Source organism: Bacterioplanoides pacificum, assembly GCF_042648445.1.
Classification (GTDB): domain Bacteria; phylum Pseudomonadota; class Gammaproteobacteria; order Pseudomonadales; family Oceanobacteraceae; genus Bacterioplanoides; species Bacterioplanoides pacificum.
The window spans coordinates 169777-196593 of record NZ_JBHRYB010000015.1 but is presented as its reverse complement, the minus strand read 5'-3'; the positions used below and the strand labels follow the sequence as shown (position 1 = coordinate 196593).

Below are 26817 nucleotides of genomic sequence, written 5' to 3'. Positions count from 1 at the left end.
TAAAATATTACACGGAGAATCCATGAACCAGCAGCTGGCACAAATCTGCGCGAATGGCCAGGTGTGGCCAGCGAATCATGCTCCGGCCGCGGCCAACAGCATACTCTCCAGTGGCTACCACAGCCTCGATCAGCAGCTACCCGGTGGAGGCTGGCAGGCTGGCCAGCTGTGTGAGATTTATGCCGCCCCCGGCTCTGCAGAAGTCAGCCTGCTGTTACCGGTACTGGCTCATCTCAGCCAGCAACTGGGCTGGTTATTATGGGTGGCACCACCGGCGATTCCGTTTGCCCCTACGCTGCAACAGGCCGGCATCGCACTGGAGCGGTTATTAGTTGTGTACAGTCAGGATTACCAGCAAACCTTATGGTGTATGGAAGAAGGGCTGAGAAGTGGCCAGTGCAGCGCGGTATTGGGCTGGCCGCAACAATGGCATAAAACACATATCCGGCGGTTACAGATTGCTGCCAGCGACAGCCAGAGCTTTTGCTGGTTATGGCCACAAACCGGCTACGATGCCAGTGGTTCCCCGGCGGCCTTACGGCTGACGCTGGAACGGCTGAATAACGGCTTACAACTGGAGTTTCGCAAACGCCGTGGCAGCTGGCCCTCAGCCGCTTTCCAACTGGATATTCAGGCCTCTGATAAAGTATGAAAATCTGGCTTTACCTGCATTTTCCCAACCTTTATCTGCACAGCCTGTTTGTGCCGCAACAACAGCTGTCGCAACCACAACAGCAACAGCAACAGCAACAACAGCCGCTGGCCATTCTGCAACAACCGGCTCCCGGGCGTCAGCATTATTATGTCTGGCAGCTTAACCAGGCCGCAGCCCGGGCCGGCGTCGAAGCCGATATGCCACTGGCCAGTGCCTTGTGTTTTTGTCCGACGTTACAAACCCGGTTAGCCGAGCCACACAAAAACCAGCAACTGCTGCAGCAAAAAGCCATCTGGGGGTATCAGTTTTCAGCCCGGGTCAGTATCGATCCACCTCAGGGATTATGGCTCGAGGTCAGCTCCATGCTGAGCTTGTTTGGTGGCCTGGAAGCGTTATGCCAGCGCATCCGCCAGGCTGCACAACAACAGCAATGGCCGCTGCAACTCGGGCTGGCCCACCAGCCATTAATCGCGCGGATACTGGCCCGCCAGCAACTCAGTGATCCACGCCAGTACCAGCCAGCGTTATTAGCGGCCAGCAGCCAGCAACTGCTGCAAGCGTTAACTCTGGAACAGCTGGATTTTCCGGCGGAACAACAGCTGGCATTACAACGCCTCGGTATCCGCCACTATGCCCAGCTGCAGACCCTGCCAATCACCCGGCTGAGCGACCGTTTTGAGGCCGCTCTTATTTCTCATTTATTACAGCTGAGTGGCGCGCAACAACCCGTACTTGAGTGGTTTCAGCCCCCCCTGACCTTTAGCGAAGAAGCCCACTTTATTCAGGAGGTGGAACATATCAACGGACTGTTATTTCCACTGAAACGCCAGCTGGCCTCACTCAGTATTTTTCTGCAACAACGTCAGCTGGCCGTATCTCAGCTGCGGCTGCAACTGAAACACCGCCAGCCCGCCGATCAGGTCATAGCGGACAGCGACTGGCTGATTCGTTTTGCCCGGGCGGAATCACGCCAGCACGAATTAATGACGTTATTGCGTTACCAGCTGGAAAAACGCCGCTTAACCGCCCCGGTACGGGAGTTAACCCTGAGCGCAACACACTTTGTTGCACAACAGCAGCAACAACAGGATTATTGGCCACAGCAGGCTGGCGGCCCGCAACACGGCGAAACCCTGCTTAATCGACTACAGGCGCGCTTGCAGCCACAACAACTTTGCCGCCTCAGTACCAGCGGTGATGCCCGGCCCGATTTTGCCTGGCACAGCAGCGACCCGTTACAACCGTATCCACAGAATCCGTCACGCTTATCTGCTACGCCACAACCGCTGTGGTTATTGCCTCAGCCTCAACCCTGCGCGGCCCCCCGCAACATTATTTCTGGTCCACAACGCATCAGCAGCGGTTGGTGGCAGGCGGATGATTATCAGCGTCGTGATTATTATCAGGTTCGGCAGCAGCAACAATTGTTGTGGGTCTTTCGCGATGAATATAAACGCTGGTTTATTCACGGCTATTTTTCATGAACAGTCAAAGCCGCCAATACGCCGAACTGCACTGTGTCAGCAATTTTTCGTTTTTACGTGGTGCTTCCCACCCGGAAGAACTGATACAACAAGCCGATCATTGTGGTTATCAGGCACTGGCACTCACCGATGAATGTTCCGTCGCCGGCGTCGTACGCGCTCATCAGGCACGTAAGGAGTTACAACTCAAAACCCGGCTGATTATTGGCAGTGAATTCCGCCAGAATCACACCTCAACCCCCCCCGCCAGCCCGGCTGGTCGTTATATTTTATTAGTCAGTAATCTGGCAGCCTATCAGGAATTATGCCAGCTGATCAGCCGTTGCCGGCGCCAGGCAGAAAAAGGGCATTATCAGTTTTGCCGCCATGACCTGCTGACCTTACAACACCTGCTGTTACTGGCTCAGCCGGAGGATATTCACCATCCGGAGGAACAACAGCTGATCCGCCATTTTTATCATCCCGAAAATGATAAAAACCGCTATTGGTTGCTGGCCGAACGCCTGCTCGACGAGCAGGATCCTGTCACCTATGGGCAGATCTGCACCTGGGGCAGCGATTACAACCTGCCGCTGGTATGTGGCAATGATGTCCATATGCACACCAGCCAGCGCAAAGCACTGCAGGATTGCCTGACCGCTATTCGTTTAAACACCAGCCTCAGCGACTGCAAACAGCATTTATTTGCCAATGCCGAACGCCATTTACGTTCCTTAAAAAAACTGCATTACCTCTACCCGCCAGCGCTGTTACACAACAGCTGTGACATCGCCCGGCGCTGTACTTTCGAGCTGGATGAAATCTCCTATAGCTACCCGCGTGATACGGTTCCCGAAGGCCAGCCGGCCCACCGTTATCTGCGCCAGCTGGTCGAGCAGGGACAACAAAAACGTTTCCCCGACGGCACGCCTGAATCCGTGCAGGCTACCATCAACAAAGAACTGAAGTTAATCCGGCAAAAAAATTATGAACATTATTTTTTAACCGTTTACGACATCGTACAGTTTGCCCGGCGCAATCAGATTTTATGTCAGGGCCGTGGCTCAGCAGCCAATTCGGTGGTGTGTTATTGCCTGGAAATCACCGAAGTTAATCCACTGGAAGTACAGCTGTTATTTGAGCGTTTTATTTCCAGTGGTCGTGATGAACCTCCGGATATCGATGTCGACTTTGAAAGTCAGCGGCGTGAAGAAGTGATCCAGTATATTTATCGTCGTTACGGTCGTGAACGGGCAGCGATTGCTGCCACGGTAATTACTTACCGCCGTAAAAGTGCGGTACGGGATATCGGTAAAGCACTGGGGCTGGATTTATTACAACTGGAACAACTGATTGCTAATTATGGCTGGCGTTATCGTGGTGAAAACTGGCTCGACGAACTGCTCAGCAACAGCCGCGAACCTGCCCGGTTATTGCAGCTGTTTAAACAACGAGTCAGCGAAATTCTGCATTTCCCACGGCATTTATCGCAACACGTTGGTGGTTTTGTTATCAGCCAGGGGCCACTGAATAATCTGGTCACCATTGAAAATGCCAGTATGCCGGGGCGCACTGTGATTCAGTGGGATAAAGACGACCTTGAAGCACTCGGTTTAATGAAGGTCGACATACTCAGCCTGGGCATGATGTCGGCGATCCGCCGTTCGCTGGACATGTTATCCAGTCACGAACAGCGCATGACCCTGGCCGATATCCCGCGTGATGATCCGGCGACCTACCAAATGTTACAACGTGCCGATACCATCGGTGTATTTCAGGTCGAAAGCCGGGCACAAATGAATATGTTACCGCGGTTACGACCAGCCAATTATTACGACCTGGTGATTCAGGTCTCCATCGTCCGCCCCGGCCCGATTCATGGCGATATGGTGCATCCTTATCTGCAACGCCGCCGTGGACAGGAAGCAGCCGATTATCCGCTGCCAGCACTGAAACCTATTCTGCAACGTACTCTGGGTATTCCGCTGTTTCAGGAACAGATGATTGCTTTTGCCATGGTCGCTGCCGATTTCACCGCCACCGAAGCCGATCAGCTCAGACGTTCGATGGCCAGCTGGCGCAAAAAAGGCCATATGCAACAATTGCAGCAACGGCTGGAAACTAATCTGCTGAAAAATGGTTTTCAGCGCGATTATATTCAGCGAATTCAGCGTCAGCTGGAAGGATTTGGCGAATACGGCTTTCCTGAATCCCACGCCGCCAGCTTTGCTTTACTGGTGTACGTCAGCGCCTGGCTGAAATGCCATCACCCGGCAGTGTTCTGTTGTGCCCTGCTGAACAGCCAGCCGATGGGATTTTACAGCCCGGCTCAGCTGCTACAGGATGCACGTCAGCATGGCGTGGAAATATTACCGGTGGATGTGAATCACAGCGACTGGCAACACCGGCTGGCTGCTGGCAGCGCAGCTAAAAATAACCAGAAAGCGGCTATCCGGCTGGGCTTAAGACTGGTCAAAGGGCTGACAAAAGACGCCGGACAACAGCTGCAGCAACAGCGGCCACTGGCGGGATATAGCAGCATCGCCGATTGTGTACAGCGCGCCCGGCTAACGCAACAACAACGCCAGGCACTGGCATCGGCCAACGCGTTTGGACAACTGGCCAGTGACCGCTATCAGGCTCGCTGGCAGGTCGCCGAACCGTTACAGGACGATTTATTAGCACCATTACAGCAACAACCAGCCAGCGAAAACGAAAGCTGGTTACCTGCCCCGTCAGAAACCGATAATCTGACCGAGGATTATCACAGCCTCGGGCTCAGCCTGGGACGGCATCCGCTGGAAATAATGCGGCAGCAGGGAACCTTAGGTGACAGTGTCACTGCTCTCGGGCTGAAACATTGTGCTCATGGTGATGAAGTGTACGTCGCCGGGCTGGTGACCTGCCGTCAGCGGCCGGGTACATCAGCCGGTGTCACCTTTGTAACGCTGGAGGATGAAACCGGCAATATCAACGTTATTGTCTGGCTGGCTACCGCCCAGCGGCAGTTAAAAATGCTGGTACAGTCAAGGATTCTTCAGGTGTATGGCAAGGTGGAAAAAGACCCGGATTCCGGTGTTATTCATCTGATTGCGTATCGCTTGCTGGATCTGAGCCGGGCACTGCCGTTACCGATGAACTCCCGGGACTATCATTAAACGGCTGGCTGGCATTAAACGGCTTAGCATCATTAAATTGTTTATTATTCTGCAATACATAACGGCGTAAATCCTCCACCGCTAACGGCCGGGCGAACCAGTAGCCCTGAAAATAATCACACCCGAAGTTTTGCAACATCCGCATCTGATGTTCACTTTCAACACCTTCTGCCAACACCGACATGCCATAATTTTTACCAATCGCAATGATGTTTTTAATCATCTTGCGGGCTTTTTCATCACGGTCGATATAATCAACAAAACTTTTATCCACTTTCAGTTCGTCGATTGGCAATTTCTGTAACACACTGAGTGACGAATAACCGGTACCAAAGTCGTCGAGGGAAATATTAAAACCGCGGTTACGCAGATCAATCACCACCTTACTGACGTTATTCATATCTTCGATAAACAGGTTCTCGGTAATTTCCAGCACAATCTGCTGTGGCTGAAAACCGCCGGCCGTCACCTGCTGTGTCAGTAACGAAGCAAAGTTGGCCTGCATCAGCTGGCGCACCGAAATATTAATCGCCACACTGAACGACTGGTCCAGCTGATCCTGTAAACTGCGCATTTCCTGCAGGGTGCGGTTAATCACAAACTCACCCAGCAGCGGCATCAGACCGGAACTTTCAGCAATGGCAATAAACTGATCCGGAGGAATAAAACCCATTTCCGGGCTTTGCCAGCGCAGCAACGCCTCCACCCCAATCAGATGGCCGCGACGATCCACCTGCGGCTGATACTGCATATACAGTTCATTCTGGCTGACCGCACCACGCAATAACTGCTCAATACGGTAATTGCGTAAATACACGTCGTTCACTTCACGGCGGTATAATTCAACGCTGTTTTTTTCCTGTTTGGCTTTGTGCATCGCCACATCGGCAGCGCGTAATAACTCATTCAGGTTGCGGCCGTGTTCCGGAAAACGGGCAATACCAATACTGGCTCCGGTATGAAACTGCAGGCCATGGACCCAATAACCGTCGGACACCAGAGCCAGTAACTTAAAGGCTTTATGCTGCAGCGACATTTCATCACTGATAAAGGTCACGACCACAAACTCATCGCCCCCGAGCCGTACCAGGATATCGCTGGGCTCCAGCTGACGTTGCAGCTTCTGTCCCATCTGAATCAATAACTGATCACCATAATCGTGGCCAAAGTTATCGTTAATGCCCTTAAAATTATCGACGTCGATAAATAATAATGAAAATTCCTGGCTACCGCGGGTCAGGTCATCGGTGCGTTCAATCAGAAACTGACGGTTGGGTAAACGGGTCAGCGGGTCGTGGGAAGCCTGATATTCAAGTTTTTCCAGCGTCCGCTGTTCCGCCCGGGCGATTGAACGAAACAACAAAAACACCAGCCCCTGTACCAGAATAAAAATAACCGTATAGGTCGTAAGCAGCGGAATAAACTGAGCAACCACTTCATCCATACTGACCGATGACATCACCCACAACCGATAACGCGGCTCGTACACCGCCGCTTCAATCCGTTTTCCCTGTGGCTCAGCGCGAATATAAGCGGTGGCCTGTTGTAATTGCCGGATGTCCTGCAATGAACGGCCGCTGGTTTTTTCCAGTGCCTGAAAAGCCGCCTGTAACCGTGCCGGATTTAACGGCTGCATATAACGCTGTTCCGGCTGATTCACTTCGGAGGAGTGATATTGCAGATAATGATCCGCCGCGCGCACCAGGCTGACTTCATCGGTGGCGCTGTAATGCAGGTCTTTATGTAATAACCGGCTGGAACCGAGAATATTGATACCGGCCGTCATGACTGCCACCACCTCACCCTGATCATTACGCAGGGCTTTACGGATAGGGATCAGCCAGTCGCCAATGGCCTGTTGAAAATAAGTCCGCCCCAGCACCATGCCGGGTTCCGTTAAGGTCTGACGAAAGGAGTCACGGCTTTCAGGCTGTTGTAATAAGTTCGGTAACAGAGCGCGCTTCTGACCTGAGTCCACCAGCATCAGCTGACCATCCGGTCGTGCCAGGCCGAAGCCCACCAGCGACGGATTCACCTGTAATAACTCATCCAGCAAACGGGGCGAACGCACCTGTTCAACCTCAGTGTCGAGTTTCAGCAGCTGCTGCCCCAGCACATCCAGCATCATTTCCTGGCTGACTAACACCGCGTGTACCGCCGAACTGACCTGTTCAGCACGGTGGATATGTAACATTTCCTGGTCGGCCACAATGCCCTGCCAGCGAACCTGGGTAATGATGCCCGCCAGCACGCTGCTACCAATTAAAAACAGCAGATAAATAATCCAGATATTTTTTCGCAGGTGCGCCATAGAAACAGGAAAAGTCGCCGTTTAACCGTCATCAGACATTCGCGCAGAGCATACGGAAGGCCCCGGTTAAAATCTAATGTAATTTGGTAACGGCTGACTCAGGTCAACGCCCGCAATTGCTGCAGGCGTAGCGAGTGCTTACACGGAGCTAACGGGAAAAGTCATGATCGGAACGAAAATCGCTACCGGCGTACAAATCCGATAACAAAATAGCACCGCCACTGGGTTGTACCACCCGGGCATGATGGCGGCGTAATTTACGTGGTTCGTCAACGCCACAGGAATGCGCAATGATGCCGACTTCCTGAATCATGGATTCAACGTACTGAGCAACCCGCACCGCTTTGTTGTCCACCACCAGACCTTTCTGTAGGCGGGGATCATGGGTGGTAATACCGGTCGGGCAGCTGTTGTTGTTGCACTGCAATGCCTGAATACACCCCAGCGCAAACATAAAGCCGCGGGCCGATACGACAAAATCAGCACCGGTACATAACGCCCAGGCCACCCGGTCCGGATTGATCAGTTTACCGGAGGCAATGACCCGGATGCGTGGCCGTAAACCAAACTCATCCAGCGTGTCCACCAGCATAGGCAACGACTGACTCAGAGGCAGCCCCATATAGTCCATCAGCGGCTGCGGCGCCGCACCGGTGCCACCTTCGGCACCATCCAGCGTGATAAAGTCCGGCGCACTTTCTTTGCCGCGCTGCATAATTTCGTGACACAGATCCTGAATCCAGTCCACGCCACCCAGCACGGTTTTAAAACCAACGGGTTTACCGGTGACGTCGCGCACGTGCGCAATCATATCAAGCAGATCATCCACCGAACGGATCTCCGGATGACCATTAGGGCTGATCGAATCTTCACCTTCGGCAATACCACGAATGGCGGCAATTTCCGCACTGACCTTAGCGCCGGGTAACATGCCGCCTTTGCCTGGCTTGGCCCCCTGACTGAGTTTGATTTCAAACATACGCACCTGCTCATGGGCGGCAATGGCACGCAATTTATCGTCATCCAGCTCGCCGGCAGGTGTACGTACACCGTATTTGGCGGTGCCAATCTGAGCCACCAGATCACAACCACTTTCCAAATGAAACGGCGACACACCACCTTCTCCGGAATTCATCCAGCAACCAGCCCGTTGTGCACCATAAGACAAGGCCCGGATCGCCGGTTTCGATAACGCCCCGTAACTCATACCAGAGATGTTAATCAGCGACTTTGTGGTGTAAGGATGACGGCAATGTTTACCAATGGTGATGGCTTCCGGTTCAGCAAAATCCTGCTTCAGTGCCGGAAACGGGCTGTTAACAAACAACACAGTGCCAGGTAAATCGAGCCGCCGGGTGGAGCCAAAAGCGATGGTGGTACTGACCTTTTTTGCCGCTTTATACGCCCAGGCCCGTTCGGCACGGTTAAACGGCATTTCTTCGCGATCCATAGCAAAAAAATACTGCCGGAAAAATTCGCCCAGATGTTCAAAAAAATAACGGAAACGACCAATCACCGGGAAATTACGGCGCACGGTATGGCGGGTCTGGGTGATATCCACCACATAGGCAAACACCAGCCAGACCAGTGCACCTAAGGTCAGCAGTGCCAATAAGCCGAGCAACAGCAACAGGCCGTAAGCGGCAAATAACAAAATATCATCAGGCATATCCGTTCTCCGGTGCGAGTCGTGCAAAGTTAAGCGGCTCAGATTACTGCGCTCTGACGTTATAGAAAAGGCAAAGCAGTCAGGAAAGACAGTTTTCCTGGGCCGACACACTCCCGAGCGCTCAAATATCTATACAAATATTATGCAAATAGTTTACATTGATACTATGAAACTTGGACTGATACTCGCTGACCAGCTCAGCCACACACTCGCCAGCCTGCGCGCGCTGAATCCACGGCAGGATGTTGTACTACTGGCGGAAGTTGCCGAAGAGGCCAGTTACGTCGCCCATCATCAGCAAAAAATCGCCTTGCTGTTCAGCGCCATGCGTCACTTTGCCGCTGAATTGCGCCAGCGTGGCTGGACGGTGATTTACCACCACTATAGCGACGTACTGCCCGACCACAGCGCTGCCACTTCGTTGCTCGACGTCGTCAGTCATTATTGCCGCAAACTGCAACCCGAAGCCGTGCTGATGACCGAGTGTGGTGAATACCGCCTGCAACATCAGCTTGATCAGCACTGGCAGGATGAACTGGCGGTTGAGCTGGCCTGCTACCAGGACGACCGCTTTATCTGCAGCACAGATGAGTTCCGGCGCTGGGCCGATGGCCGTAAACAATTACGCATGGAATATTTTTATCGTCAGATGCGCCGTAAAACCGGCTTATTAATGGACGATGACCAACCCGTTGGTGGCCAGTGGAATTTTGATCAGGACAACCGCAAACGTTACAACGGTGACGTGCCACTGGTGCCGCGGCTGATGCATCACCACGATGACACTGACCAGCAGGTGCTGAAGCTGGTGCAGCAACATTTCAGCCATCATCCCGGACGTCTCGATCATTTCCTCTGGGGCACCACCCGCGATCAGGCGCTGGCCGAGCTGGATCATTTTATTGAGCACCGCCTGCCCTGGTTCGGCCATTATCAGGACGCTATGAAAACCGGCGAACATACCCTGTTTCACAGCCTGATTTCACCCTATCTGAATTGCGGTTTATTAACGCCGCTGGAGGTGTGTCAAAAAGCCGAGCAGGCCTATCTCAATAATCGTGCGCCGCTAAACGCGGTAGAGGGATTTATTCGTCAGATCATCGGCTGGCGTGAATACGTGCGCGGTATTTATTGGTTACATATGCCGCATTACAGCGAGCAGAACGCTCTCAATAACCAGCGCCCGCTGCCCGATTATTACTGGCATGGAAAAACCCGGATGAAATGTATGAGCGAATGTTTCGAAAACACCTTTCGCCATGCGTATGCCCATCATATTCAGCGCTTAATGGTCACCGGCAACTTTGCACTGCTGGCAGGTATTATCCCGCAACATATTTGTGACTGGTATCTGGCGGTGTATGCCGACGCCTACGACTGGGTGGAACTGCCCAACACCCTGGGCATGGTGATGCACGCCGATGGCGGCTACCTCGGCAGTAAACCCTATGCCGCTTCCGGCAATTACATCAACAAAATGTCGGATTACTGCAAACAGTGTCATTACTCGGTGAAAACCGCGGAAAACGACAACAGTTGCCCGTTTAACAGCCTGTATTGGCATTTTATTCAGCGCCACCGACCACAATTTGAACGCAATCCAAGGATGACCATGATTTATCGCAGCTGGAGCAAAATGGCCGAAAACAAACAACAAGCCATCCTCGCCCGCGCCGAGCAGCTGCTGGACAGCCTTAACGATTTATAACGGCTCAGCCTATGGCCCATAAAAAAACTCAGCTACCGGAAAAAATCTGCCTGCATTGTCAGCGCCCGTTCGCCTGGCGAAAAAAATGGCAACGCTGCTGGCAGGAAGTGCGCTTTTGCAGCCAGCGCTGTAAGCAGACGTTTAAATCACTGCAGAAACAACCATCGCATGCGGCCAGCAGTAACCTGTGCGCCGCCGGCCAGGTAGAGGACGAATTTTAAATGTCTGACGCGTTTAACATCATCTGGTTGCGTAACGATTTACGCCTGCACGATAACCCCGCCTTTGAGCTGGCCAATCAAGCCGGCTTACCCGTGACCGTGGTGTTTATTGTGCCGCATTGCTGGATCAGTACTGAGCACAACGACGCAACACAACCACCACCCTTTAGTTATCGTGAGCCAACACTGCAAGCCTTCAACCAGCAACGCCTCGGCAATGCCAAAGCGCGGTTTTTGCGCGCCAGCCTGATTGATCTGCAGCGCCAGTTGTATCGTCAGAACATTCAGTTTCAGATGGTCTATGGCGATCCGGTTACCCTGTTCGGCCAATGGCAGACACTGGGATTACAGCAGGTATTTACCCAACAAGCTCAGGCACCGGAAGAGCAATATTGGCTGAATGCACTCGCGGCCGCCGGTATCCGCCTGACGCAATACAACAATCAAACGTTGTTCAGCCTTGAGCAACTTCAGGCGATGACATTAAACACCACGGCCGAAGGGTGGCCCGCCAGCTTCAGTGGTTTTCGTCGCCGGGTTGAAAAGCAGCTGCATACGGAGTCAGAGGTTTGCCCGGCTGCACCAATGCCACCGGTGGCATTACAGCTGGATGAGTTTGAATTACCACGCCAGCCCTCGATTCCCTGGCCAACAGACTTTTCCGGTTCAGGCTCTTCCAGCACACATACATCCGGTGCAAGCACATCCGCTACAAGCACGTCCGCTACAAACACATCAGGACAGAGCAGCGCCCTGCCCGCTTTGCGTTTTCAGCTGGCCGGAGGTGAAGACAACGGCCTGGCGCGGCTGTCGGCGTATTTATGGCAACACCAGGGGCTGCAACATTACAAACACAGCCGTAACGAGTTGTGCGGCGATAACGTCAGTTCGTTATTCAGTGCCTATCTGGCCTGGGGATGTGTATCCGCACGGCGGGTATGGCACGACATCGAGCACTATGAACAACAACTGGGCAAGAACGAACACAGCCAGTGGCTGAAATCGGAATTGTTATGGCGTGAATATTTTCATTGGTGTTTGCGCTTTTCCGGCCGCCGTTATTTTGTGTATCAGGGATTGATGAATAAACCGATGCCTGCCACTCACTTTAACCCGAAATTGTGGCAGGCCTGGCAACAAGCGCGCACCGGCGTGCCGGCCATTGATGCCGGGTTACGTGAACTGATCAACAGCGGCTATTGCTCCAATCGTATGCGCCAGTGGCTGGCCAGTTATTTTATCCACGAGTTGCAACTCGACTGGCGCTTAGGTGCACAATTCTTTGAAACCCATTTGCTCGATTTTGATGTCGCCATCAATTGGGGCAACTGGGCCTATCTGGCCGGTGTCGGTAACGATCCTCAGGGGCAAAACGGTAACGGGCGCTGGTTTTCGCTGAACAAACAATTGCAGCAATACGATCCGCAGCTGTCTCATCTGAAACAATGGTTGCCACAACTGGCCTGTTATTCACTGGCGGATATTCAGGCCCACAGCCGCGGCGACCATACCCTGGCCGGCTATCCTTCCGCCGTGGTTGCAGTGCGCTGAAGCGGCTGACCAGCACATCCGTAACAATAAAAAATGTACAACGGCAACAAAAAAACGGTCCGCCACAAAGTAGCAGACCGTTCAGGCAGGGTGCTTAAAGGGTGCAGAAACGGGTTCAGGCCGCCGGCGTAATGTTTTTCACATTTTTGGCCGTAAAGTAGGGAAATCCTCCATCGGAATCTCCCACTTCGATACGGCTAGCCGACAGTGGTGAACCTTTTATTGCCGCGATATAGATGCCGTGGCTGGTCACCAGATTTTTATCCACATCGTTAAATTGTGGCTGAGAAAAAGCAAAGGTTTTACGCTCACAGCCACGTTCCAGTGTCAGTACCAGCTGAGCATCCGTTAACTCATTAGCGCGGGTAAAATTAACATAAGTAACCCGATATCCCTGATCGAATTCATAAAGGTTCTGGTCGGCGACCTGGCGGCTCATGCTCATACATACATACTCATTACAATAACAAACCGGTATTTGTGGCTCACCGGATACCTTAAGGTTTAGCCGCTGCATTGAGCTGCCGCAATGTGTGATAACACAAAACTACAGTCTTTTCTGAAATTGAATAAAGTGGCAGATATTTGTCACAAAACTGCGTAAGAAAGACGGGTAATTCCCGTCAGGCCGTGTCAAAAAATTGAAGGTTACAAGAAAGCTACACAGCCTTACAGGCAGGAAAAACTGTTTTTCTTCCTACCAGTGCTGATGAATATCTTTCAGCGCCTGATGTGCTTCGGTGTAGTGATACTGAAACCCCTGCCCTAACAACACCTGTGGCTGCACCCGTTGTCCGGATAACAATAACTCCGACATTTCTCCGAATAACAGCGTCGCCAGCCAGGTGGGCAGCGGCGCCAGCGCCGGACGTTTCAGTTCGCGGCATAATGCCTGGGTGAATTCACGGTTGGTGACGGCTTTAGGTGCTGTCATATTCACTGCACCCTGTACCTGGGTGTGGCACAAATGATGGACGGCGCGGCAATAATCCTCCAGATGAATCCAGGACAACACCTGCTCTCCCTGGCCAATCACGCCACCTAACCCCAGCCGGAAGGGTAACCATAAACGTTTTAACATGCCCCCTTGCGGGCCAAACACCACAGCGGTGCGTAATAACAGCAAACGGTCGCTCAGACGACTGAATTCAGCTGCAATATTTTCCCAGTCGCGGCATAACTGCGCCGCAAACCCCTGACCTTCCGCTTGCTGTTCGGTAAACGCTTTGCCCTGCTGTTCGTCATTCGTGTAACTGCCATAAAAGCCGACAGCAGAGCCTGACATCACCAGCTGAAAATGTTGTTCACTGCGCTGTGCCCATTCCAGTAATTGCCGCGTCAGATCAATACGTGAGCGACGCAACACCTGTTTGCGCGCCTGACTCCAGCGGCCATCAGCAATGCCTTCACCGGCCAGGTTAATCAGCCAGTCAAACGGTTCGTTCAGCTGCGCCAGGCTGTCGCAGGCGCGTACCCTGCCCTGCCAGCGCTGCTCCACCCATTGTGGCCGGCGGCTGAGCACCACGATCTGATGATCCTGCTGTAACCAGTCATCCACCAGACGCGAGCCAATAAAGCCCGTGCCGCCGGTAATCAAGATACGCTTGCTCATCAGATATTCTCCTGTGATAACCCTGTTGCGGCACTACTGTGCCAGACTGCTGATCAATTAACAGCAAGCCGCCCGGCAAGTTAAGCCGGGCTGCTGACTTTTCGCATCAATCCGCGTCAGAACTGCTCCAGCGTCATCGCCATCAGGCTGTCTTTACCGGCTTCGATTTCTGTCAGCAGGCTGCTGGTCTGCGGCAGAATCTTCGCCATAAAGAATGCCGCACTGTGCAGCTTGGCCTGGTAGAAATCGGTTTCGCTGCTGCCGTTATCGAGCTGCTCACGCGCCACCCGTGCCATACGGCTCCAGAAGTACGCCAGCGCGGTTAACGCCATCAGACGCAGGTAAGGCGTCGCTGCCGAGCCGGCTTGTTCACGGTCCGTCATGCCGTTTTGCATCAGCCACAGGGTGGCTTTCTGCAGTTTCGCCATGGCCGCTTTCAGCTCGCCGACGTGCGGAGCATTCTCGTCTTTACAGTGCTCTTCCAACATGGCAAAGAAACGCTTCAGCGGACGACCACCGGCCATCCCCAGCTTACGACCCACCAGATCGAGCGCCTGAATGCCGTTGGTGCCTTCATAGATACGGGTAATGCGGGCATCACGCACGAACTGCTCAACCGGCCAGTCCTGAGTGAAGCCATTACCGCCCATCAGCTGCAGGCCATCGTTGGCGCAGAAGAAACCTTCATCGGTTAAGAAGGCTTTCACCACCGGGGTCAGCAACTGCACCATATCGTCGGCGTGTTCACGCTGTTCCGCGCTTTCGGCGTTGTGCGCGATATCGAGCTGCATCGAGGTGAAGTACGCCAGGGCCCGGCCGCCCTCAATGGTGGCCTTCTGGCGCAGCAACATACGGCGTACGTCCGGGTGGACGATGATGCAATCGGCTGCCTGATCCGGCTCTTGTGGACCGGCCAGCGAACGGCTCTGACGACGTTCTTTAGCAAACCCCAGTGATGTCTGATAGGCCGCTTCGGCGATGCCCAGACCTTGCAGACCCACCATCAGACGAGCGCTGTTCATCATCACAAACATCGCCTGCAGGCCTTTGTGCGGCTCACCAATCAGCCAGCCTTTGGCGTCTTCGAAGTTCATCACACAGGTGGCCGAACCTTTGATGCCCATCTTGTGTTCCAGGCCACCACAGAATGCCGGGTTACGGCTGCCATCTTCCAGGAACTTAGGCACCAGAAACAGCGAAATACCCTTTGAACCACCCGGCGCGTCCGGCAGCTTCGCCAGTACCAGGTGAACAATGTTATCCGCCAGATCGTGCTCACCGCCGGTGATCCAGATCTTGGTACCGGAAATGGCGTAAGAGCCATCCGCCTGAGGCTCGGCCTTGGTGCGGATCAGGCCCAGGTCAGTACCACAGTGCGGTTCGGTCAGACACATGGTGCCGGTCCACTCGCCGCTGATCAGCTTCGGCAAGAACCGATTTTTCAGCTCATCAGAACCGTAGCTGGTTAAGGCATTAATCGCGCCGTGGGTCAGGCCCGGGTACATACCCAGCGACAGGTTGGCGGAGCACACCATCTCTTCCGCCAGCGTGTTCAGCGTGTGGGGTAAGCCCTGACCGCCGTACTCAACTGGCGACGCCAGCGCGGTCCAGCCGTTTTCGGCGAACTGCTTGTAAGCCTCTTTAAAGCCCGATGGCGTGGTGACGCTTTTGGTTTCCGGGTCGTACAAACAACCTTCACGGTCACCGGAGGTATTCAGTGGTGCAATCACGTTTTCCGCCAGCTTTGCGCCTTCGGTCAACATGGCATCCATGATCTCACGAGTGGCATCTTCAAACCCGGGCAAAGCCGGCAGAACCTGATCGCCATGTAAAACCTCGTACAAGACGAATTGCATATCGCGTAGTGGTGCCTGATAGGTCATGCTAGTGTCCTCTTAATCATTAACGCTCAATAGCTATACATAAGTTATACATAATTTATCTATCAAGGCAAATAATGTTATACTCCGGGTGTTTTACCCGGTGGCTGAGCGATATCCGACGGTTACCAAAGTTGTACAGAGAAACAAAAGGACACGCGTAATTCATGGCACACATTGCAATCATTGGCGCAGGCATGGCAGGCCTCAGCGCTCTGCAGCTTCTGAAACAGGCCGGCCATCAGGTCACCGTATTTGATAAGAGCCGCGGCTCCGGCGGCCGCATGGCGACCAAAAAAGTCGGCAATGCCAGTTGGGACATGGGCGCTCAGTTTATCCGCAGCCACCACCCGGAATTCAGCAAAGTGTTGCGCCAGTGGCAACTCGATGGCTGGATCGAAGAATGGCAGATGCAGCCCCATGTGATTGATGATCAGGGCATCCGGCCTTCGCCCGACGATATCGAACGATTTGTCGGCGTCAGTCGTATGACAGCACTGAGCCGCAGGTTGCTGGCCGGTGCGGATGAATTTATTCCCTCCTGCCGTATCATCAGCTGTCAGTATCAGGCGGGCCAGTGGCAACTTTGCAGTGAGGACAACCGTCACTTCAACGGCTTCGATGCGCTGGTTATTAACACCCCGCCACAGCAGGCCAAACCGCTGTTGCAACAACCGGCCCCGGAGCTGGCGGCCCAGTGTGAGGTCGATATGTTGCCCGCCTGGAGCTTACTGTTAGCCTTTCAGCAACCGCTGAACAGCGACGTCAAAGCGGCCTTTGTCAAACACCCGATCATCGACTTTATCAGCTGCAACAGTGATAAACCGCAACGCGATAAACCTGCCGCAGGCGCCTTACAAACCTGGGTCGCACACGCCAATCACGACTGGACCCGGGCCCATTGCGACAGCCCGCGCGACTGGGTACAACAACAGATGCTGGATGCGTTTTTTGCCGTGCTGCGCCTTGATGCCCGGCCACTGGCCGAAGTGTGGCTGCATCGCTGGTTATACGCCATTGTTGACCAGCCGCTGCACAAAGGCGCACTCTGGTCCGAATCATTACCACTGGCGGTGTGTGGTGACTGGCTGGAACAAGGTGCTGTTGAAGGTGCCTGGCTCAGCGGCCGCAAAGCCGCCGAACTGACCCAGCAGCGCCTCGGTGCTGATCGCTGAAACAGCCATCACCCGAAGCAACACCTGAGTCCGCAGCAACACCTGAATGAACAGCAACACCCGAAACACCATTGAGGAACCAAGATGACCGCGCCAACCCCGAACAAAGCGTCCATTTTACTGGCCCATGGCAGCAGCGATCCGAACTGGCTGGCGCCGTTCGAAACCCTGTTGCAGCGCATTCGCGGCGAACTGACCGACAGCGCCCGGGTGGAACTGGCGTATATGGAACTGGCACAACCCAGCATGGAACACAGCATCCAGCAGCTGGCGGAGCAGGGCTTTCAGGTGATTGATGTATTGCCGCTGTTTTTTGCCGCCGGCCGCCATTTGCGTAAAGACGTACCGGCCATGTTGAATGAGTTACAGCAACGGCTGGCCAGCAGCGGCAAACAGCTGACACTGGAATTGCATCAGCCCATCGGCCTGGAGCCGGAGATGGCCAGCGCCATCAGCCAGGTGGTGGTGCGGAAATTGTCGTGATAACGACTTGTAGCTAAACAGCGGCGAAACAAACGTCCAGCCACAGTTTGTTGTGGCGATTGTGATTGCACTTGTCAGGGCTCTTGAGATAAATTCGTACGGAACTTCCGTACGTTTGGGTGATTTTATGGATACCATTAGTGTAAATAAGTTCAGAGACAACCTGAAAAGTGTTGTAGAACAGGTAGTTAGCAGACATGAGCCGCTTAAAGTAACCCGTCGGGCCGGTGAGGCATTTGTCGTTGTGAGCGCCGATGATTGGGAACGGGAACAAGAAACCTTGCATGTACTTCAGAACCAGGACTTGATGCAACAGATTTCAGCCTCTCTCGAGACTCACACCCGAGGTCAGGGATATAAGCCGACCGAAGAGCAGATGAATGAGATCACTGATATTTGAAGGCAATACCTGGCAAGCGTACGAAGCTCTGCGCGAGAAAGATAAAAAGCTGCATAAAGCACTTTGCAAGTTGCTTAAAGAAATGCTCCGATCAGACGATCCTTCAGCCGGTCTCGGTAAGCCCGAGGCGCTTAAACATAACTTATCAGGGCTGTGGTCAAAGCGTATTTCACAGAAAGACCGGTTGATATATCGGTTTGATGAAAATTCGATTTATATTTTCGCGATTGGCGGGCATTACGATCAGTTCTAGCACTATCAACAGTTGCCAGTAATTGTGGGGGCAGCGCCGGAGCAATTACTGGGAGACTATAAATAATTCTGTGTAACTGCACTGATTAAATATAGTCTCCCTAAAGGGCGAAACGCATATTTTAACTCATCAGACACAGAAAAACCCTGAAAAACAGGGTTTTCTCGAAGTTAATCTACAGCCTCAACGCCGCCAGCAGCGGCCGAGTGAAACGAGGTCCAGCGACCGCAGAGAGCGATGCTGGCTGGCCTTGTTAAATGTTTTCATTCAACGCCTGCTTAATATAATTTGAAAAGCTATCAGCCACTTTATAAGGGGGATCATTACCATCCATTATTCTGTATACTTCAGGATCATCTGATTCTCCACATAGGAAATAGTGATACTGAAACCCTTGATATTCACTAAAAACAAAAGCATTTTTTGGGAGCTGAAAGTCTAAATTATCTTCCTCAATCAACTCAAGTAGGTCTGCCCTAAGCCCTAGCATGAACGGATAAAGAATTTGGACATCGTGGCCAAGAACACACTCTTTTCCATAGGTTCTTAAAAATTCAATGTAAGCTTCTGGCAATTCATACTCAAACGAAGCTTTCACATTTTTAATTTCTTGGTCAGTGATACCCTTAATTTTCATGTTCCTAAATTTCATTTAACGCCTACCAGCACGGGCGAGTGAAACGAGTCCGACAGCTTGCTGGCAATACTGCCTGGCTTTGTTATATGCGGTCATAAGCTTCCGTAAACCAATTATAAGATTCTGATTCAGGCAGCCCTAGCCAGTCTTCGCTTGCATCCGGATTGATAGAAATCCACCAATCCTTAAGCTCTTTATAAACGCTTGTATCGATTTCAAATGGTTGCCACCGAATGTGCAAGTAATCTTGATCTGCAGGGTCATGTCCCTGAGCCATAAATTCATTGATCACTTTTAACGGTGGGAAATATGGCCCTCCGCTGATAATTTTGAACGTGGGACTATCATCGATAATTGTCTTAGCCAGCGCTAAATTATTCATCGTCTACTACTAACCCCATATAACGATTCAAGAAGGGGCGCCGCTTTTTGGCGTTCCATTTGCTTGATTTGTTATAGCGCAGTTGGTATTTGTATCAGTCAGATTAGCAATAATGACGCCTGAAACGATTGATGCAACAAGAGTCAAAACTGCAACAATGTACCAACCCCGCCTTAATTCCCAGCGTTGATGAAAATACGAAATTCCTTTAGGACCAATATAAAAATAGGAATCCTCATTTTTACTAAACAAGGTTGTACGACCGTAAGTTTGCCGCCCCTCGCCCTGTGAATAGCATTGAAATGTTTCTACTTGGTTCAAAGTTTCTTCATGAATAGGGCCAGTAAATCCGATATACCCCTCTTTTAATAATGCTGCAAGACCATAGAAATCTCGGTGATCATCATACTTGCGAACCATCATGCGAGAGACTTCCCTAATCCCAGCCTCTTCATTTTTATAAATGTATTCCAATATTTGATGGTAATTCTGTTTCATCGCGCCTTCTCAAGTTTGGAGCTATAACAGTATGTTCGTGTGCGTGCCTGATACTTCGGCGAGAATCTATCGAGCTGGTAACAGCAACTAACGGATTTCATTCTGAAACCTTCCTTAGCAAGACCATTCCCTTCGAGAAAAGCGTGCAGGCACACTATTTCGATTACTTTGCGCCTACTATCTTGTAAACCAAGTTAGTAAGTCGCTGATTTGATTGGTGTTTAAATTATCACCAACCACAAAATCGGACAAGCCCGAAAGCAAAGGGGTTAATCACCATCCGCAGAGGCCGCTGCATTACCACGCAGAGCGTGGGAACGAGAGGAGACTATTCGTGTGCGTGCCTGATACCTCGGCGAGAATCTATCGAGCTGGTAACAGCAACTAACGGATTTCATTCTGAAACCTTCCTTAGCAAGATCATTCCCTTCGAGAAAAGCGTGCAGGCACACTATTTCGATTGCTTTGCGCCTACTATCTTGTAAACCAAGTTGGTAAGCCGCTGATTTGATTGGTGTTTAAATTATCACCAACGGAGAAAACGGGCAAGCCTGAAAGCAAAGGGCTTAATCACCATCCGCAGAGCCAGCTGCATTACCACGCGGAGCGTGGGAACGAGAGGATTACCACTGTGGTTGTTTATTAGAGCCATCAGGATCATCTGTAAAACCCCGGCCCGACTCCAGCTCTTCAATCGCTGCCGCAGTCTGAGCGTTTGGCCGTTTGGCCTTCAGCTCAAACGGTATACCACCATGGTTGATCACCGCTTTAGCGAACAGCTTGAGTGCCTGGGACGGACTAAGACCCACCTCCTCACATACGTGAGTAAAGGCCAGTTTGGTATCCGCATCGATGCGGGTGCTTAACATTTCAGTTTTCATATTGCTGTCCAGATACTTCATATGTAAGACATAGTATTACAAAGTATATCGTTCATCATACACACGCACAATCTACTGACATCGCCACTGACCAGTCCAACAACATTCACGCCCGCACCTTATAACCCCCCGTCATTGCCCACCCCCTTTTCAGAACACTTCCCTTTTCCTATACAAAACCTCAAATTCTTATACAAAAACTGTTTGACTTGTACAGCTATACAACCCATATTATTTCTTATACAGAAATTGATACGAGGTTGTACAAGATGACCACAAACCACATCAATCAAGCGTTCAGCAGCAAGATACCGGTAGGCATCAGTGCCTGCCTGATGGGCCAGCAGGTGCGGTTTGACGGCGGCCATAAACGCTCTCGTTTCTGTACCGATGTACTGGCAGATTATTTTGACTATGTACCGCTCTGCCCTGAGGTCGCCATTGGCCTGGGGACGCCACGCCAGCCGATCCGCCTGGTCAGTGAATCCGCCAGCGACGAGCGAGTGTTTGCCCGTGGTACCCGTGATGAGTCGCTGGATGTCAGCGATGCGTTGCGCCAGTACGGTGAGCAGCAGGGTCGACAACAACAGCAGTTGTGCGGCTACATTTTTATGCAGAAAAGCCCCAGCTGCGGCGTGTTTGGTGTTAAGCGCTATTTACCCAACGGCATGCCGGAAGGGGTCGCGCGTGGCCTGTACGCCGATGAATTCATCAAGCAGCAGCCGCTGTTACCGGTAGAAGAAGCCGGACGTTTAAACGACGCCGGTCTGCGGGAAAACTTTCTGGTGCGGGTATTTGCCTACCACGACTGGCAGCAGTTTAGTGCGACGGATTTCAGTGCTCAGGATCTGATTGAGTTCCATGCCCGCTATAAGTATCTGGTGATGGCTCACAGCCAGACCTATTACAAATCGATGGGCCGTTTGCTGGCAGATTTATCGGCGGCAGATTTAAGTACAATTGCGGCACAATATTTCGAGCAACTAATGACCGCTCTGGCCAGTCCGGCATCGCGTAAGATGCACACCAATACCCTGATGCATTTGCAGGGCTACCTGAAAAACCTGATCAGCAGCGACGATAAACGCGAGCTGACCGATGTTATTCAGCAGTATCACCAGGGCATTGTGCCGTTAATCGTGCCGCTGACACTGCTGAAACATCACCTTAACCAGCATCAGGAAGCCAACCGTTACGCCCGCCAACAGGTGTATCTCAACCCCTATCCGTATCAGCTGGGGCTGCGTAATGCCATCTGAGATCAACCGTTTCAGTGGCCATTACCCGATCCGCGAATTCGCCCGCCTCACCGGGGTGAATCCGGTGACGCTGCGCGCCTGGGAACGGCGCTACGGCATCGTCCAGCCACAGCGCACCGATAAGGGCCACCGCTTTTACAGCGAGGCCGATATCCAGCGGGTGAACAACATCCTCTACTGGCTGGAGCAGGGTTATCCGGTGCGCCAGGTCAAACTGCTGCTGCAAAACGACCAGCCGCAAGCGCTGCAACAGGATGATGATGACTGGCAGCAGCGTCGCCAGCGCCAGATTACAGCCATCAGCGAAGGTCAGTTACAACAGCTCGACCGGCTGATTGTCGATGGCCTAGCCAACTACCCGATGTCGGTGTTTTACCAGCGCTGTCTGCAACCGGTGATGGCGTTTTTACAGGCGCAGCCGCTGCACTACCAGCTGTATTGCCAGCAACTGAAGCGCAGCCTGATCTGCCTGGTGCAGCGCCAGCAAAAACACAACCAAGACGCGCCGTTATTGCTGCTGAGCAATCATGAATCGCAGGAATTGTTTCTCTACGCCATGGCCTACGCCTTAGGTGCCGCCGCCTTCCGCGTAGAAGTGGTCTGCCAGCCACTGCAACCCGCCGACCTGGCCGCGCTGTGCCAGCTGCTCGACAGCGATCAGCTATGGGCCGATATCGAGCCGACCAACGCCGGCCAACAACAGCAGTGGGCTGAAGCACTGGCGCAACTGGCCTGCGAGCAAACGGTATTCAGCCGCCTGGCTGCCCAGGGCAGCCATCAGTTGCCCGACACCTTTGCCGAGCAACTGAGCTTTTTTATCCAACACCAAACTTTTCAGAAGGAAACCTCGTTATGAATCGCCTGGTGTGGTTCCGCAAAGATTTACGCGTCGCCGACAACCCGGCGCTGTGGCAGGCCCGTCAGGATCTGGCCAACAGTGGCGCCGAGGCGCGTTTGTATGCCGTCTTTTTTGATACCGAAGTTCAGTGGCGCCAGCATGGTATGGGCGAGCGCCAGATGAATCTGCTGCGCTGCGCCGTGAGCGAGCTGGCGCAGCAACTGCGGGCGCTGAACATTGCCTTAATCGTGATCCCCTGCGATACCTTTGAGCACAGCCTCGGGCGGCTTACGGCCCTGTGCGATGCCCTTAATGTCAGTAATATTTACGCCAACCACGAATACGAAATTAACGAGCAACGGCGCGATCAGACGCTGGCCGATGCCTGCCAGCAGCAAGACGATTGCCAGCCACGCGCGTTTCACCGCTTCCACGATCAATGTCTGATTCCGCCCGGCAAAGTACTTACCGGCGATGAGCAGATGTATAAGGTGTACTCGCCGTTTAAACGTGCCTGGCAAAAGGTGTTTCCGGGGTATTGTCAGCCGCCAAAGGCCACCCCTGCCGCCTGCGATGGCCGTAATTATCAGGCCCCCGAACAGCTATGCGGCGATCATCGCCTGCCCGAGTGCCAGCCTGACGCCTTGTGGAGCAGCAACGAAGATGACATCCACCAGCAGCTGCAGTCATTTTTGCAGCAGTCGGTGCAGCGTTATCATCAGTTGCGGGATATTCCATCACAGCCGGCCACCAGCCAATTATCCTGCGCCCTGGCGCTGGGGCTGATTTCAGCGCGCCAGTGTTTGTACAGCGCCTGGCAACAAAATGCCTGTGAACTGGCCGGAGGAGAGCCCGGCCTCGACAGCTGGATCAATGAACTGATCTGGCGTGAGTTTTACCGCCACCTGATCGTGGCTTACCCGCAACTGTGTCGCCATAAAGCCTTTAAGCCCGATACCGAAAACGTGCCATGGCGCTACAGTGAGAGCGATTTTAACGCCTGGTGCGAAGGCAAAACCGGCTATCCGATTGTCGATGCCGCCATGCGTCAGCTGAAGCAAACCGGCTGGATGCACAACCGCCTGCGCATGATCAGCGCCATGTTTTTAACCAAACACCTGTTGATTGACTGGCGCTGGGGCGAAGCCTGGTTTGCCAGCCAGCTGGTTGACTTTGATCTGGCGTCGAACAATGGCGGCTGGCAATGGAGTGCCTCCACCGGGGCCGACGGCGCGCCGTACTTCCGTATCTTTAACCCCACCACACAATCGCAGAAGTTTGACCCGGACGGTCAGTTTATTGTCCGCTTTGTACAAGAATTAGCAGCCCTGCCGGCCAAACAACGCCATCAGCCCGATAGCCTGAAACGCCGTCAGACCGGTTACCCACAGGAAATTGTGGCACATAAATTCGGCCGTGAACGGGCACTGGCTGCATTTAAAGGTGAACCTTTTGCACAAGTTATGTCTAACAATGGCAAAAGTTATACTGATGATCTGTTTTCAAATAATGGCGACGCCGCTGCGGCGTTACCTGACACTGATAAAAAAGGTGTGTAATGGACAAGCAACCGAGCATTCAACCTCAGTCGCGCTGGCGCAACATTCAGCGCTGGATTGATTCCGACGTTGGCCAGGATGAGGACATGACCAGTACCCGCTTTAACTGGCTGCGGGTGATGCCGTTTATTTTTCTTCATCTGATGGCGCTCGTGGCGCTGTTTATTGAGGTCAGCACCACCGCAGTGGTGGTGTGTTTTGCCTTGTACTGGTTGCGTCAGTTTGCCATCACCGCCTTTTACCACCGCTATTTTGCCCACCGTTCCTACAAAACCAATCGCTTCTGGCAGTTTGTGTTTGCCTTGCTGGGTAATATGTCGGCCCAGCGCGGGCCGCTGTGGTGGGCCGCTCATCACCGCGCCCATCATCAGCACTCCGACAGCGAACAAGACCTGCACTCGCCGGTACAGCGCGGCTTCTGGTGGAGCCATGTCGGCTGGTTCACCTGTGATGCCAGCTTCCGTACCCAGCTCAACCGCATCAAAGACTTTGCCAAATTTCCGGAGTTACGCTGGCTCGACCGCTTTGATATTACCGGCCCGGTGTTACTGGTGGCCTTGCTGTACCTGGCCGGCGAGTTACTGGCGCACTATTCGCCACAACTGAATACCAACGGGTTTCAGCTGGTGATCTGGGGTTTTTTTGTCTCCACCGTGATGCTGTTTCACTCCACGGTGGCGATTAATTCCCTCGGCCACATCTGGGGGAATAAACGCTTCAGCACCAAGGATCAGAGCCGCAACAACGCCTTTCTGGCGATTCTGACCCTGGGTGAAGGCTGGCACAACAACCACCACCGCTTTGCCGTCTCTACCCGTCAGGGGTTCTATTGGTGGCAGATCGACATTACCTATTACATCCTCAAACTGATGAGCTGGCTGGGCATTATTCACAGCCTTAATCCGGTGCCGGCGCATATTCTCGCCGAAGGCCGCGACGCTGAAAAAGTCGCTCGTGCCCAGGCAGAAACAGGTGTCTTGTCATGAATCAGGATGCGGTCACCGCGTTTCAGCAGCTCTACCAGCAACTGAACCGCGATACGGTGAATAAAACATTACTGGCCCAGGTATACGGCGACGCCATCCATTTTCAGGACCCGTTTCACCAGATATATGGCCTGCAGGCGCTGACCGATTATTTCGTCAACCTGTATGAAAACGTCGAATACATCGAGTTTGATTTTGGCCACTGCTGGTACGACAACAACCACGCTTTTATTCGCTGGCAAATGCACTATCGCCACCCCCGTATTAATGGCGGCAATACCGTCACGGTCGATGGTGGCAGTGAACTGATCTGGCAGGACAACCGCATCATTCAACACCGGGACTTTTTTGATGCAGGCCAGATGCTGTACGAAAAACTGCCATTAATCGGCTGGCTGATCCGCAAACTCAAGGAGCGCATGCAATGACCGCACAACCGCGCAAAACCGCCCCGCCGCTGGCGCAGCAAGTGATCTGGCTGACCGGCGCATCTTCCGGTATTGGTGAAGCACTGGTCAAATCACTGGCCAGCCGTTGCCTGCAATTAATTATTACCGCGCGCAACGCCGATAAATTACAGCAGGTCGCACAGCAGTCCGGTTGCAGCAATATTTTATGTTATCCGGCCGACATCACCGACCGCGATCAGCTGCACAAAGTCGCCGGTGAAATCGAACAACAATTCGGCCGCCTGGATACCCTGATTGCCAATGCCGGTACCTGTGAATACGTCGACGTAAAACAGTTCGATGCCGAATTATTCGAACGTGTGGTGCACACTAACCTGGTGGGTTTAGCGAATTGTACCGAAGCGGCGTTGCCATTATTGCGTCACAGCCAGCGCGGCTATCTGGTCGGTACCAGCTCAAGCGTGGCCTACTTGCCGCTGACACGGGCTCAGGCCTACGGTGCCAGCAAAGCCGCCACCAACCATTTTCTGGAAGCGATGAAAATTGACCTGGCTGGCGAACAGACCGATGTATCCGTGATTTGCCCGGGGTTTGTCAAAACACCACTGACCGATCGTAATGATTTTCCGATGCCGATGCGCATCAGCGCGGCTGAGGCCGCCGAGGAAATTATTCGCGGCATTGAGCGCCGCCAGTGGGAAATTCATTTCCCTCGTCGCTTCACCTGGATCTTAAAAACCATCGCGGCATTACCGGCCGGTTTACGGATGCGCATCACTCGCTCCATGAGCCGTAACCAAGCCAGCGCTTCCAGCCGCTAACCAAGGA

At 52.9% G+C, this 26817-nt stretch carries 25 protein-coding genes; 16 read left to right on the top strand and 9 right to left on the bottom strand.

Annotated elements, in window-relative coordinates:
* Positions 1–22: 22 nt before the first annotated feature.
* Genes imuA through ACFOMG_RS15805 form a run of 3 tightly spaced genes read left to right on the top strand, consistent with a single transcriptional unit; the run spans position 23 to position 5276 of the window.
* Positions 23–652, top strand: a complete 630-nt coding sequence (gene imuA, locus ACFOMG_RS15815; RefSeq protein WP_376868050.1) for a translesion DNA synthesis-associated protein ImuA — start codon at positions 23–25, stop codon at positions 650–652.
* Entirely contained in the window at positions 649–2139 is a 1491-nt protein-coding gene (locus ACFOMG_RS15810) for a Y-family DNA polymerase (protein WP_376868048.1), read from the top strand. Before imuA ends, ACFOMG_RS15810 begins: the two co-directional genes overlap by 4 nt.
* Positions 2136–5276, top strand: a complete 3141-nt coding sequence (locus ACFOMG_RS15805; RefSeq protein ID WP_376868046.1) for an error-prone DNA polymerase — start codon at positions 2136–2138, stop codon at positions 5274–5276. Before ACFOMG_RS15810 ends, ACFOMG_RS15805 begins: the two co-directional genes overlap by 4 nt.
* Here the strand turns inward: ACFOMG_RS15805 and ACFOMG_RS15800 are convergent.
* Positions 5197–7587, bottom strand: coding sequence for a putative bifunctional diguanylate cyclase/phosphodiesterase (locus tag ACFOMG_RS15800; protein ID WP_376868044.1), 2391 nt, complete (start codon positions 7585–7587; stop codon positions 5197–5199). The genes ACFOMG_RS15805 and ACFOMG_RS15800 overlap by 80 nt on opposite strands.
* Positions 7588–7735: 148 nt before the next feature.
* Positions 7736–9256, bottom strand: a complete 1521-nt coding sequence (locus ACFOMG_RS15795; RefSeq protein WP_376868043.1) for an FMN-binding glutamate synthase family protein — start codon at positions 9254–9256, stop codon at positions 7736–7738.
* 166 nt (positions 9257–9422) lie between these two features.
* Between ACFOMG_RS15795 and ACFOMG_RS15790 the strand changes: the two genes are divergently transcribed.
* Genes ACFOMG_RS15790 through ACFOMG_RS15780 form a run of 3 tightly spaced genes read left to right on the top strand, consistent with a single transcriptional unit; the run spans position 9423 to position 12736 of the window.
* Complete coding sequence (locus tag ACFOMG_RS15790; RefSeq protein WP_376868042.1) at positions 9423–10964, top strand: cryptochrome/photolyase family protein; 1542 nt, start codon at positions 9423–9425, stop codon at positions 10962–10964.
* A gap of 11 nt (positions 10965–10975) precedes the next feature.
* Positions 10976–11185 (top strand): DUF2256 domain-containing protein, encoded by a 210-nt coding sequence (locus tag ACFOMG_RS15785; protein WP_376868040.1) that lies wholly within the window; start codon positions 10976–10978, stop codon positions 11183–11185.
* Positions 11186–12736, top strand: coding sequence for a DASH family cryptochrome (locus ACFOMG_RS15780; protein WP_376868039.1), 1551 nt, complete (start codon positions 11186–11188; stop codon positions 12734–12736).
* 115 nt (positions 12737–12851) lie between these two features.
* Here ACFOMG_RS15780 and ACFOMG_RS15775 read toward each other — a convergent pair whose 3' ends face one another.
* From ACFOMG_RS15775 to ACFOMG_RS15765, 3 genes are all read right to left on the bottom strand, one after another.
* Positions 12852–13181: a hypothetical protein gene (locus ACFOMG_RS15775; RefSeq protein WP_376868038.1), complete on the bottom strand. Its 330-nt coding sequence runs from the start codon at positions 13179–13181 to the stop codon at positions 12852–12854.
* Between the two features lie 252 nt (positions 13182–13433).
* Positions 13434–14348: a TIGR01777 family oxidoreductase gene (locus ACFOMG_RS15770; protein WP_376868036.1), complete on the bottom strand. Its 915-nt coding sequence runs from the start codon at positions 14346–14348 to the stop codon at positions 13434–13436.
* 116 nt (positions 14349–14464) lie between these two features.
* Complete coding sequence (locus ACFOMG_RS15765) at positions 14465–16231, bottom strand: acyl-CoA dehydrogenase C-terminal domain-containing protein (RefSeq protein ID WP_376868034.1); 1767 nt, start codon at positions 16229–16231, stop codon at positions 14465–14467.
* Positions 16232–16395: 164 nt separating this feature from the next.
* Between ACFOMG_RS15765 and ACFOMG_RS15760 the strand changes: the two genes are divergently transcribed.
* From ACFOMG_RS15760 to ACFOMG_RS15745, 4 genes are all read left to right on the top strand, one after another.
* The gene (locus tag ACFOMG_RS15760; RefSeq protein ID WP_376868033.1) at positions 16396–17403 is read left to right on the top strand and encodes an NAD(P)/FAD-dependent oxidoreductase; all 1008 of its coding nucleotides are present in this window, start codon (positions 16396–16398) and stop codon (positions 17401–17403) included.
* Between the two features lie 84 nt (positions 17404–17487).
* A complete protein-coding gene (locus ACFOMG_RS15755) occupies positions 17488–17886 on the top strand; it encodes a sirohydrochlorin chelatase (protein ID WP_376868032.1) in 399 nt (132 codons plus the stop codon).
* 52 nt (positions 17887–17938) lie between these two features.
* Entirely contained in the window at positions 17939–18286 is a 348-nt protein-coding gene (locus tag ACFOMG_RS15750; protein WP_376868030.1) for a type II toxin-antitoxin system Phd/YefM family antitoxin, read from the top strand.
* Positions 18267–18539 carry a Txe/YoeB family addiction module toxin gene (locus ACFOMG_RS15745; RefSeq protein WP_376868028.1) on the top strand — a complete coding sequence of 91 codons (273 nt, stop codon included), beginning with the start codon at positions 18267–18269 and terminating at the stop codon, positions 18537–18539. The genes ACFOMG_RS15750 and ACFOMG_RS15745 overlap by 20 nt, the downstream gene beginning before the upstream one ends.
* 253 nt (positions 18540–18792) lie before the next feature.
* On the opposite strand, the gene ACFOMG_RS15740 is transcribed toward ACFOMG_RS15745, so the two are convergent.
* From ACFOMG_RS15740 to ACFOMG_RS15725, 4 genes are all read right to left on the bottom strand, one after another.
* Positions 18793–19176 carry an SMI1/KNR4 family protein gene (locus ACFOMG_RS15740; protein WP_376868027.1) on the bottom strand — a complete coding sequence of 128 codons (384 nt, stop codon included), beginning with the start codon at positions 19174–19176 and terminating at the stop codon, positions 18793–18795.
* A gap of 82 nt (positions 19177–19258) precedes the next feature.
* Positions 19259–19558 carry a hypothetical protein gene (locus ACFOMG_RS15735; protein ID WP_376868025.1) on the bottom strand — a complete coding sequence of 100 codons (300 nt, stop codon included), beginning with the start codon at positions 19556–19558 and terminating at the stop codon, positions 19259–19261.
* A 27-nt stretch (positions 19559–19585) separates the two neighbouring features.
* Positions 19586–20056 (bottom strand): hypothetical protein, encoded by a 471-nt coding sequence (locus ACFOMG_RS15730; protein ID WP_376868023.1) that lies wholly within the window; start codon positions 20054–20056, stop codon positions 19586–19588.
* 623 nt (positions 20057–20679) lie between these two features.
* Positions 20680–20937: a type II toxin-antitoxin system RelB/DinJ family antitoxin gene (locus tag ACFOMG_RS15725; protein WP_376868021.1), complete on the bottom strand. Its 258-nt coding sequence runs from the start codon at positions 20935–20937 to the stop codon at positions 20680–20682.
* A gap of 269 nt (positions 20938–21206) precedes the next feature.
* Between ACFOMG_RS15725 and ACFOMG_RS15720 the strand changes: the two genes are divergently transcribed.
* Genes ACFOMG_RS15720 through ACFOMG_RS15695 form a run of 6 tightly spaced genes read left to right on the top strand, consistent with a single transcriptional unit; the run spans position 21207 to position 26810 of the window.
* Positions 21207–22196, top strand: coding sequence for a YbgA family protein (locus ACFOMG_RS15720; RefSeq protein WP_376868019.1), 990 nt, complete (start codon positions 21207–21209; stop codon positions 22194–22196).
* Positions 22186–23052 (top strand): MerR family transcriptional regulator, encoded by an 867-nt coding sequence (locus ACFOMG_RS15715; RefSeq protein WP_376868017.1) that lies wholly within the window; start codon positions 22186–22188, stop codon positions 23050–23052. The genes ACFOMG_RS15720 and ACFOMG_RS15715 overlap by 11 nt, the downstream gene beginning before the upstream one ends.
* Positions 23049–24593, top strand: a complete 1545-nt coding sequence (phrB, locus tag ACFOMG_RS15710; protein ID WP_376868015.1) for a deoxyribodipyrimidine photo-lyase — start codon at positions 23049–23051, stop codon at positions 24591–24593. Before ACFOMG_RS15715 ends, phrB begins: the two co-directional genes overlap by 4 nt.
* On the top strand, positions 24593–25579 hold the full coding sequence (locus ACFOMG_RS15705; protein ID WP_376868013.1) for an acyl-CoA desaturase: 987 nt from the start codon (positions 24593–24595) through the stop codon (positions 25577–25579). Before phrB ends, ACFOMG_RS15705 begins: the two co-directional genes overlap by 1 nt.
* Positions 25576–26007, top strand: a complete 432-nt coding sequence (locus ACFOMG_RS15700; RefSeq protein WP_376868011.1) for a nuclear transport factor 2 family protein — start codon at positions 25576–25578, stop codon at positions 26005–26007. The genes ACFOMG_RS15705 and ACFOMG_RS15700 overlap by 4 nt, the downstream gene beginning before the upstream one ends.
* Positions 26004–26810 carry an SDR family NAD(P)-dependent oxidoreductase gene (locus tag ACFOMG_RS15695; RefSeq protein WP_376868010.1) on the top strand — a complete coding sequence of 269 codons (807 nt, stop codon included), beginning with the start codon at positions 26004–26006 and terminating at the stop codon, positions 26808–26810. The genes ACFOMG_RS15700 and ACFOMG_RS15695 overlap by 4 nt, the downstream gene beginning before the upstream one ends.
* Positions 26811–26817 lie beyond the last annotated feature (7 nt).

Bases quoted from the DNA above. Each gene is read 5' to 3' on its own strand.
- ACFOMG_RS15715 (WP_376868017.1), top strand. From the start codon at position 22,186: ATGCCATCTGAGATCAACCGTTTCAGTGGCCATTACCCGATCCGCGAA.
- ACFOMG_RS15700 (WP_376868011.1), top strand. From the start codon at position 25,576: ATGAATCAGGATGCGGTCACCGCGTTTCAGCAGCTCTACCAGCAACTG.
- ACFOMG_RS15765 (WP_376868034.1), bottom strand. From the start codon at position 16,231: ATGACCTATCAGGCACCACTACGCGATATGCAATTCGTCTTGTACGAG.
- ACFOMG_RS15705 (WP_376868013.1), top strand. From the start codon at position 24,593: ATGGACAAGCAACCGAGCATTCAACCTCAGTCGCGCTGGCGCAACATT.
- ACFOMG_RS15735 (WP_376868025.1), bottom strand. From the start codon at position 19,558: ATGAATAATTTAGCGCTGGCTAAGACAATTATCGATGATAGTCCCACG.
- ACFOMG_RS15805 (WP_376868046.1), top strand. From the start codon at position 2,136: ATGAACAGTCAAAGCCGCCAATACGCCGAACTGCACTGTGTCAGCAAT.
- ACFOMG_RS15740 (WP_376868027.1), bottom strand. From the start codon at position 19,176: ATGAAAATTAAGGGTATCACTGACCAAGAAATTAAAAATGTGAAAGCT.
- ACFOMG_RS15695 (WP_376868010.1), top strand. From the start codon at position 26,004: ATGACCGCACAACCGCGCAAAACCGCCCCGCCGCTGGCGCAGCAAGTG.
- ACFOMG_RS15790 (WP_376868042.1), top strand. From the start codon at position 9,423: ATGAAACTTGGACTGATACTCGCTGACCAGCTCAGCCACACACTCGCC.
- ACFOMG_RS15795 (WP_376868043.1), bottom strand. From the start codon at position 9,256: ATGCCTGATGATATTTTGTTATTTGCCGCTTACGGCCTGTTGCTGTTG.
- ACFOMG_RS15785 (WP_376868040.1), top strand. From the start codon at position 10,976: ATGGCCCATAAAAAAACTCAGCTACCGGAAAAAATCTGCCTGCATTGT.
- ACFOMG_RS15770 (WP_376868036.1), bottom strand. From the start codon at position 14,348: ATGAGCAAGCGTATCTTGATTACCGGCGGCACGGGCTTTATTGGCTCG.
- ACFOMG_RS15725 (WP_376868021.1), bottom strand. From the start codon at position 20,937: ATGAAAACTGAAATGTTAAGCACCCGCATCGATGCGGATACCAAACTG.
- ACFOMG_RS15730 (WP_376868023.1), bottom strand. From the start codon at position 20,056: ATGAAACAGAATTACCATCAAATATTGGAATACATTTATAAAAATGAA.
- ACFOMG_RS15800 (WP_376868044.1), bottom strand. From the start codon at position 7,587: ATGGCGCACCTGCGAAAAAATATCTGGATTATTTATCTGCTGTTTTTA.
- ACFOMG_RS15775 (WP_376868038.1), bottom strand. From the start codon at position 13,181: ATGAGCATGAGCCGCCAGGTCGCCGACCAGAACCTTTATGAATTCGAT.
- ACFOMG_RS15755 (WP_376868032.1), top strand. From the start codon at position 17,488: ATGACCGCGCCAACCCCGAACAAAGCGTCCATTTTACTGGCCCATGGC.
- phrB (WP_376868015.1), top strand. From the start codon at position 23,049: ATGAATCGCCTGGTGTGGTTCCGCAAAGATTTACGCGTCGCCGACAAC.
- ACFOMG_RS15720 (WP_376868019.1), top strand. From the start codon at position 21,207: ATGACCACAAACCACATCAATCAAGCGTTCAGCAGCAAGATACCGGTA.
- ACFOMG_RS15780 (WP_376868039.1), top strand. From the start codon at position 11,186: ATGTCTGACGCGTTTAACATCATCTGGTTGCGTAACGATTTACGCCTG.
- imuA (WP_376868050.1), top strand. From the start codon at position 23: ATGAACCAGCAGCTGGCACAAATCTGCGCGAATGGCCAGGTGTGGCCA.
- ACFOMG_RS15810 (WP_376868048.1), top strand. From the start codon at position 649: ATGAAAATCTGGCTTTACCTGCATTTTCCCAACCTTTATCTGCACAGC.
- ACFOMG_RS15760 (WP_376868033.1), top strand. From the start codon at position 16,396: ATGGCACACATTGCAATCATTGGCGCAGGCATGGCAGGCCTCAGCGCT.
- ACFOMG_RS15745 (WP_376868028.1), top strand. From the start codon at position 18,267: ATGAGATCACTGATATTTGAAGGCAATACCTGGCAAGCGTACGAAGCT.